Annotated in this window: 9 protein-coding genes and 1 pseudogene; 7 read left to right on the top strand and 3 right to left on the bottom strand. The window is 50.7% G+C overall.

The window, feature by feature from the left end; all coding sequences use genetic code 11:
• The 6 genes from ABYV26_RS17065 to ABYV26_RS17040 form a co-directional block, all read left to right on the top strand.
• Positions 1 to 225: YidC/Oxa1 family membrane protein insertase (locus tag ABYV26_RS17065; RefSeq protein WP_372682559.1), on the top strand; the 225-nt coding region annotated here is incomplete at its 5' end.
• 15 nt (positions 226 to 240) lie between these two features.
• Entirely contained in the window at positions 241 to 1,023 is a 783-nt protein-coding gene (jag, locus tag ABYV26_RS17060; protein ID WP_372682558.1) for an RNA-binding cell elongation regulator Jag/EloR, read from the top strand.
• A 36-nt stretch (positions 1,024 to 1,059) separates the two neighbouring features.
• Positions 1,060 to 2,469 (top strand): tRNA uridine-5-carboxymethylaminomethyl(34) synthesis GTPase MnmE, encoded by a 1,410-nt coding sequence (gene mnmE / locus ABYV26_RS17055; RefSeq protein ID WP_372682557.1) that lies wholly within the window; start codon positions 1,060 to 1,062, stop codon positions 2,467 to 2,469.
• Between the two features lie 36 nt (positions 2,470 to 2,505).
• Positions 2,506 to 3,189, top strand: a complete 684-nt coding sequence (locus tag ABYV26_RS17050) for a YkgJ family cysteine cluster protein (protein ID WP_372682556.1) — start codon at positions 2,506 to 2,508, stop codon at positions 3,187 to 3,189.
• A gap of 9 nt (positions 3,190 to 3,198) precedes the next feature.
• Positions 3,199 to 3,543 carry a hypothetical protein gene (locus ABYV26_RS17045; protein ID WP_372682555.1) on the top strand — a complete coding sequence of 115 codons (345 nt, stop codon included), beginning with the start codon at positions 3,199 to 3,201 and terminating at the stop codon, positions 3,541 to 3,543.
• 47 nt (positions 3,544 to 3,590) lie between these two features.
• Positions 3,591 to 4,454 (top strand): 50S ribosomal protein L11 methyltransferase, encoded by an 864-nt coding sequence (locus ABYV26_RS17040; protein ID WP_372682554.1) that lies wholly within the window; start codon positions 3,591 to 3,593, stop codon positions 4,452 to 4,454.
• Between the two features lie 138 nt (positions 4,455 to 4,592).
• On the opposite strand, the gene ABYV26_RS17035 is transcribed toward ABYV26_RS17040, so the two are convergent.
• The 3 genes from ABYV26_RS17035 to ABYV26_RS17025 all read right to left on the bottom strand — a co-directional run bounded on the left by ABYV26_RS17035 (position 4,593) and on the right by ABYV26_RS17025 (position 6,675).
• Positions 4,593 to 4,898 carry an antibiotic biosynthesis monooxygenase gene (locus ABYV26_RS17035; protein WP_372682553.1) on the bottom strand — a complete coding sequence of 102 codons (306 nt, stop codon included), beginning with the start codon at positions 4,896 to 4,898 and terminating at the stop codon, positions 4,593 to 4,595.
• A 262-nt stretch (positions 4,899 to 5,160) separates the two neighbouring features.
• Positions 5,161 to 6,288: a sodium ion-translocating decarboxylase subunit beta gene (locus ABYV26_RS17030; RefSeq protein WP_372682552.1), complete on the bottom strand. Its 1,128-nt coding sequence runs from the start codon at positions 6,286 to 6,288 to the stop codon at positions 5,161 to 5,163.
• 18 nt (positions 6,289 to 6,306) lie between these two features.
• A complete protein-coding gene (locus tag ABYV26_RS17025; protein WP_372682551.1) occupies positions 6,307 to 6,675 on the bottom strand; it encodes an OadG family protein in 369 nt (122 codons plus the stop codon).
• Positions 6,676 to 7,061: 386 nt separating this feature from the next.
• On the opposite strand from ABYV26_RS17025, the pseudogene ABYV26_RS17020 reads away from it, so the two are divergent.
• Positions 7,062 to 7,248 (top strand): annotated as a pseudogene (locus ABYV26_RS17020) (hypothetical protein); the annotation flags it as partial.

The raw sequence follows: 7,248 nt of genomic DNA, 5'->3' as shown, positions 1-7,248 counted from the left end.
TATGGAATTCCGGTGCTGACCATTATCATGGGCGGGACCATGTTGCTTCAACAAAAAATGTCACCCCCTCCAGGAGACCCCACCCAAGCCAAGATGATGATGCTGATGCCTGTGGTTTTCACATTTATATTTATCAATTTCTCATCAGGACTGGTGCTGTATTGGCTTGTAAACAATGTGCTTTCCATCAGCCAACAATACTACGTCCAAAAGAAAACCGCATAACTTTTGGAGGCAACGATGTCTAAATCCTATGAATTTCAAGGCAAAAACGTAGACCAGGCGATCGAAAAAGCCAGTGATGAACTCAGTATCCCGCCTGAAAAAATAAAGCATGAAGTTCTGGCCTATGGATCAAGTGGAATTTTCGGGCTTGTCGGCGTTAAAAAAGCCAAAATTAAAGTGTTCGTTGAAGAGGAGCGGAACAAGCGAAAGGGGGTTAAGCCGGTCAGCAAGGAGCCCACCGCCAACCGGATCCAAAAACCCGCTGCTGAAGCAGACCCACCCGAACCCGCCGCGCTGCAGAATCTCGATGATGAACTGATTGCCTCAGGGATTCAAGCGTTACAAGCAATTATCGATGGGATCAGCTCCGGAGCCACCGTCAATGTGACGAAAAAAAGGGAACGGCTGCTTTTTTCGATTTCAGGCGGAAACAGTGGCGTTCTGATTGGAAAAAGGGGCCAGACGCTTGAAGCTATTCAATACCTGCTAGAAAAAATGATCAATAAAAAAAGCACCAACCGGGTTAGGGTGTTGGTAGATGTTGAAGGGTACCTCGAGAAGCGCAAAAACAACCTGCAAATGATGGCCGCCAGGATGGCGGAGAAGGCCAAGCGAACGAAAAAACCGGTAACCATCGGGCAAATGAACGCGCACGACCGTCGAATCGTTCATATTCACTTGAAAGATGAAAACGGGGTTCGGACCCAAAGCATCGGTGAGGGGTACTACCGGAAGTTGATGATTTTTCCCAAAAAAAAAGCGGGGCCCCGGCGACGAAACAACGATAAAAATGAATAAGCAACTGAAAATACTAATAAACACGCTCACCTTGCCATGACCAACAATACGATCGCCGCCATATCGACGCCGTTGGGCCCCGGTGGTATCGGGGTTGTCAGGATTTCCGGCCCATGTGCCTATACGATCATGAAGCGGCTGTTTCTTCGGAAGCAACCTTGTCGCCCTCGATACGGCCGTTCTTCTGAAGAAAACCAATTTCGCTCCCATTTTGTCTACTATGGTCATCTTGTGGAGCCCCTAAATCAAACCATCATCGATGAAGCCCTGGCCATTTACATGAAAGGACCCAAAAGTTTCACCCGTGAAGATGTCGTAGAGTTCCATTCGCATTCAGGCTTTGTGGTCCTTGATCGGATTTTACATCTCGTTGTCGACGCCGGCGCTGTTCTGTCCGCTCCCGGAGAGTTTAGCAAGCGCGCTTTCTTGAACGGACGAATTGACCTGACGCAAGCGGAGGCGGTTATCGACCTGATTAACGCGCCTTGTGAATTTGCCGTTCAAATGGCCAGCCACCAGGTAGCCGGGGGGCTCCGTGATGTTCTTGCGGCGTTAACCGCCACGATTACCAGGTTGCAAGCGGTTTGCGAGGCCAATATCGAGTTTGATGAATCGGTCGAAGATGACCCCGTCCATTCAACTGTTCAAGAAATGCTCAGCCAATCCATTTTACCGGAAGTAACTGAACTGATAAAGCGACAAAAAGACACCGCGATCTTTAAAGAGGGGGTGCTTTTGGCGATCGCCGGCGCGCCCAATGTCGGAAAGTCGAGCTTGTTAAACCGGCTGGTTGAGAGGGAAACCGCCATCGTATCAGAAGTTCCCGGTACCACGCGAGACATCGTGCGTGACTATTTCTCGATCAACGGCGTACCGGTCGTCATTTGCGACACCGCCGGCATTCACGACACACAAGATCCCATAGAGTGCCTTGGAATCAAAAAAGCACGAGATCATTTTCATCGCGCCGACATTGTTCTTTTGGTCGTAGAGGCCTCACGCAAACTCAATGCATTCGAAAAAAACCTGATCGAGGAACTCCAACACACCCGGATGATCGTGGTCATCAACAAAGACGACATCGCTGATGACGATGCCGTTGCCGATACCCAGCAGATAACGCAGCACATCCCCCAAGCCAAGGTTTCTGCTAAAACCGGACATGGCGTCGCGAATTTGAAGGGGTTAATATTCAAAGATCTCGTTTCTGGAAAAAACAGGGGCGATCATGGGGGCGCTACACCCAATTTGCGACAACGGATAATTCTTGAAAAAACGATGCGAGAACTTCAGCGATGCCTTGCCGCCGCTGAAACGGAACAACCCCTTGACGTCATTTCAGGGTTGTTGACTGAGGTCCTACACCTTCTGGACGGGATTTCCGGGAGACGAAAGACGGAGGATCTTTACGATCATATTTTTAGCCAATTCTGTATTGGTAAATAGTGTTTCACGTGAAACATTCGCGGGAGGGCCGGACAAATGATACCTGAGCTGGAGCATGTGTTTAAAAAATATGAGACTTTCGTCAAACAGTTGGACGGAGTCTTTGAGAGCGTTCACCAACAGTATTCAGACTGTGTGAGGTGCAAACTGGAGTGCGCGGACTGCTGTCATGCGTTGTTCGACCTTTCTCTGGTGGAGGCGCTTTATATCAACTCGAAATTTTTTGAGACGGTTGCCGGTGAAAAGCAACCAGAAATTCTGGAGAGCGCCAATAAATCAGATCGGCAGATATACCAGTTGAAGCGCAAGGCGGTCAAGGCGGTGGCGGCCGGAGAAAAGTCGGAGGAGCAAGTGCTTCTTGAAATGGCTGCCGAGCGGATCCGCTGCCCGCTGCTCAACGACGAAAATCAATGCGATCTGTATGCGTCCCGGCCGGCAACCTGCCGTCTTTATGGAATCCCGACCGCGATTGCCGGCCATGGACATACCTGCGGCCTTTCCGCCTTCAAAACGGGTGAGTCATATCCCACGGTCAACCTGGATGCGGTTCACGCCAAGCTGCATGAGTTGTCTTGCGAAATCGTCGAGGTGCTGCGATCTACGCACGTGAAGATGGGTGATGTGCTGATGCCGCTTTCCATGGCTTTGTTGACCGTCTTTGATGAAGCGTATCTCGGTATGGATGCCGATAAAAAAAAGCCCGAAGCCAATCAGGAGTGAGGTGGTAAAATGGAGCGGTCAATTTCAGATAAGGACAGGAAACAAGCTATTTTTGACGCCATGTCCCCTCGTCGGCAAAAACACATTCTCAACAAGATCGGGTACGAGAAATGGGATCCGTTTGAAAAGCCAAAAGATCCGATCGATATGCGCAGAGACAAAAGCCGACGAACGTCTCAGATGTTGGTCCGGGAGTTTTTGCAGTCGCGCCCGCTGGAGGGGTATTCAAACAGTTACGGGCGCGGTGCGCTGGATATGGCGATAGGAATTGTCAATGATGACGACCGTTATCTTGCCATGTACGATTTTGCCCTGTGGCATAAGAACCTGTTGGCGGAAGAGGGCATCGACTAACGCTTTCGGTTTACGGCTGGACCGCCGACACGGTTCCGTGTGAGGTGATGATCGTGATGGCCCCCTCCGAAAGGCATGTTCTTCGATTCATCGCCGAGTCGCCCACCAAGGTCACTTTTGGCAACCTAAGGCGCCATTTCTGCAAAACCAACCCGCGAAATCCTAAACGACTTAAACAGCTTGTCGCCGGCCTGATTCAAACCGGCCAGTTGTGCTATACATATCACCACGGCAGTTCATTTATCGAAATCTCATATGATCGGCCCCAGGCGGTCTCCGATCATGTGACGATTAAACCTCCGTTGTGTTCACTGAAAACGCTGGCGGGTCAGAGTGTGATCTCGCTTGGCAGGGGGGCGGCTTTCGGCGGGGGAGAGCACCCGTCTACCCGCTTGGCCATTCAGTTGATTGACGCGCTTCTTCATTTGCCAGGCTGGAAGAACCGCCAACATGTCTGTCGGGCCATTGATATCGGTACCGGGTCGGGCGTCCTGGCAATTGTTGCCGCAAAAATGGGCGTTGGGTTGATCTGGGGTGTCGATTCTGACCCGTGTGCCGTTTTTGAAGCTCGCGACAACGTGCGGTTGAATGCAGTAGAAAATCGCGTCAGAATCCTCGATGAGGGTCTGGATGCTCTCACCGGCCTATATGACCTGGTTTTTGCCAACCTTAGAATGCCGACATTGTTCGGCCTGCGGTCAGCCTTGGAGAAAAAGCTTGCAGATGACAGCATTCTTATTTTTTCGGGGTTAAAAACAGAGGAAGCAGCGTCCATCTGTGATTATTACGCGGAAGCTGGGTTTTTTGTTCATCAACAACGATCGGAAAAGGGCTGGACCGCCGTATGCTTAGCAAGGGGCCGAATTTTAGACGGCGGGCCTGGCCCCTTAAGCCTGTATGGGCAACGGTGAGAACGTTCGAAAATGGGCCTCTCTGTGGGCCGATTTTAAATGTTTGTAATTAATAAGTTTTCTGCTCGATTGTGTCATAACGAAGCGGCCTGGCTTAAAATGGTGTTCCCGGGCCCGGTTTGCACCTTCCCCCTTTGGTTATTCTTTCAGAAACGAGGTTCCCAGGTGGTATTCTTCGTACTGGGTCGGTCTCGTCTGATATATTTCCAACATGGCTTCATAGGTTTTCCGCTCTTCACTTTCTTTCCACACGAGCCAGTCCTCCATGCGTTGCCACGTGGCAATGACAGCCATGTTTTCTGGGAAGTCTCTCTGCATGAGGGTTTCTCCGGAAATGTACCCGGTTTGATCCATGGCGATGGACCGCATCTTGTTGAGCAGTGAAAGAATTTGAGGTGTGTTTTCTTTAACGAATCGGCGCTTGATTATAATTTTGGCAATCATGGCTTCCTCCGTGGGTTAAGCGTTGAGAAAAGAGATCGGCAGGTTCTCGAGTGTCGGGTCGGGTCGGGGTGGATAACGATCGTATTGAAAGGGTGCGTCGGATTCGCCGAACCATTTTCATTGATGACAAAAGAATCGCATAGTCAAAACCCGGTGGTCAAGGGTAAATCTTCGTTTGGCAGAGCGGCTAACAAAAATGCCGGAGGCGCGCTTCGCTTCTCCGGCATGCGGGTTGTATTGAACCGGTTTAACCGGGTTGCCTTTACCCTACATTGAAACTCCAAAGAATACCGGCGCAGATTGCGGACCCGATCACACCCGACGAATTGCAGGCCATGGCGTGCATCAACAGGTAGTTTGACGGGTCTTCTTTTTGTCCCATCACATGAACTTCCCTGGCAGACCCGGGTACCGCGGAGACGCCGGCTGCACCCAACAAGGGGTTGATCTTTTCTTTGGATAAAAGATTCATCAATTTACCGAAGAGCACACCTGACGCCGTAGCAATGCTGAATGCGATGGCCCCCAGCGCAAAGATGCCTACGGATTTGGTGGTGAGAAAAACATCTGCCTGGGTGCTGGCGCCGACGGTAAACCCCAAAAATATGGTGGCCGTGTCGATGATGGCGGTCCGGGCGGTTTGGGCCAAGCGGTCAACCACGCCGCTGACTTTCAGCAGATTCCCAAAAAAGAAGGTTCCCAACAATGGAATCGATGCCGGTGCCAGAAAACAGCAGAGGAACAGACCGATCACCGGAAAAATCAGCAGCTCCTTTCTCGACACCGGACGCGGGTCGGGCATGTGAATCCGGCGTTCGGCCTTGGTCGTCAGCAGTCGCATGATCGGCGGCTGAATGATCGGAATCAGCGCCATGTATGAGTAGGCGGCAATGGCGATGGGGCCGATCAGGTGAGGTGCCAGTTTGGCTGTCAAGAAGATGGATGTCGGGCCGTCTGCCCCACCGATAATGGCGATGGAAGCCGCCTCTTTGGGCAGAAAGCCCAAGGCCAGGGCGCTGAGCAGCGTGAAGAAAATACCCATTTGGGCCGCCGCGCCGAGCAACATCAATTTGGGGCGCGCCAGCAGCGATGAAAAATCGGTCATGGCGCCAAGGCCCAAGAACACAATCGACGGGTAGACACCGGAGGTGACCCCAAAATAAAGGTAGTGGAGCACACTGTTCGGTTCGTAAATGCCGAGGCCGAAGCCCTTAAAAAAAGGAACATTGCCAACCAACACGCCGAAGCCGATGGGCAGCAGCAGCAAGGGTTCATATTGTTTGCCGATAGCCAGGTAGACGAAGAGAATGCCAATGCTCCACATTAAAATGTGACGGTAGTCGGCCAGGAAATAGCCAGTATTGGTCAGAAACTGCAGTAAAAGCTCCATTGATTCGGTCCTTGCTTGTTAATTGGAAATAGGTTGCCAGGAAAATCGTCCATCGCCAACCGAAACCAGTACGCCGCCCTCCCTGAAGCGGTTAATCGAAAGGTGGGGATGAGGAAGACCAAGCTCCTTGGATTTACGGTGTAGATCGACCAGGCTGAAATTCTCACCCAAATCTTCTGTCAAGGCGATATAGATCGTTGAAGCGGCATCGAGGTCCTCCGGAAGTTTCTCTGGAACGATCATTTTTGGCTTGGCGGCGATTTCCGATTTCTCGACCGGCGGATGAGCTTTTTCTTCAAAAAAAGCGGTAAGGCGGGGAATCATCGATATTAAAAAAGAAAGTACCGTCAAGCCGGCAAGAACGATACAGGCGCCAGCGCCTGCCATGGCCCACCCGTTGGCTTGCTGAATGGCCGCTAACCCGTACATGTTTTCCTCCTGATGCTGACGTCGTCAGTCTCTGATAAGGTAAGGTTCAAGCGCTTCGTGCTGAAAATGGATTGAACTTGCATTCTACATAAAAGACCAGAATAATTAAACAATCATACAGCAATAACAAAGTCAATGATAATTCTGCAATCGGAATAGAATCAGAATATTTCTTACATTGAAAAACCTCGGTGAATGAATCAGCCAGCCTTTGGCTGCCCGGTGCAAATAGGAAAAACACTTTTGTTGACTTAACGAATCGGATCATCGTAGTTAAAAGCGCGGCTTGCGTTTTGAGTTAGCCAACAAACACAAGAAGGTTCTGTCAAGAAAAGGAGGCGTAAATGGGGGGCGTTAACATCTGGTGTAAGCGTTACGTTTGGACCGTTTTTTGTTTCATGCTGCTTACCCTTTTTGGATCCGGCCTGGACGTGGCCGCTGACAAACAACTGAAGGCCGGCTTTGTTTATGTTGGTCCTGTTGGTGACTATGGTTGGTCGCATGCCCACGACGTTGGAAGGAAATTTGCCG

The organism is Desulfosarcina sp., assembly GCF_041551955.1.
Classification (GTDB): Bacteria; Desulfobacterota; Desulfobacteria; order Desulfobacterales; family Desulfosarcinaceae; genus Desulfosarcina.
This window is presented reverse-complemented; position numbering and strand designations above follow the sequence as displayed.

What these genes read in the sequence shown, in the direction of transcription:
- mnmE (WP_372682557.1), top strand. Translation starts at nt 1,060, where the DNA reads ATGACCAACAATACGATCGCCGCCATATCGACGCCGTTGGGCCCCGGT.
- ABYV26_RS17035 (WP_372682553.1), bottom strand. Translation starts at nt 4,898, where the DNA reads ATGATTGCCAAAATTATAATCAAGCGCCGATTCGTTAAAGAAAACACA.
- ABYV26_RS17040 (WP_372682554.1), top strand. Translation starts at nt 3,591, where the DNA reads ATGATCGTGATGGCCCCCTCCGAAAGGCATGTTCTTCGATTCATCGCC.
- ABYV26_RS17045 (WP_372682555.1), top strand. Translation starts at nt 3,199, where the DNA reads ATGGAGCGGTCAATTTCAGATAAGGACAGGAAACAAGCTATTTTTGAC.
- jag (WP_372682558.1), top strand. Translation starts at nt 241, where the DNA reads ATGTCTAAATCCTATGAATTTCAAGGCAAAAACGTAGACCAGGCGATC.
- ABYV26_RS17030 (WP_372682552.1), bottom strand. Translation starts at nt 6,288, where the DNA reads ATGGAGCTTTTACTGCAGTTTCTGACCAATACTGGCTATTTCCTGGCC.
- ABYV26_RS17050 (WP_372682556.1), top strand. Translation starts at nt 2,506, where the DNA reads ATGATACCTGAGCTGGAGCATGTGTTTAAAAAATATGAGACTTTCGTC.
- ABYV26_RS17025 (WP_372682551.1), bottom strand. Translation starts at nt 6,675, where the DNA reads ATGGCAGGCGCTGGCGCCTGTATCGTTCTTGCCGGCTTGACGGTACTT.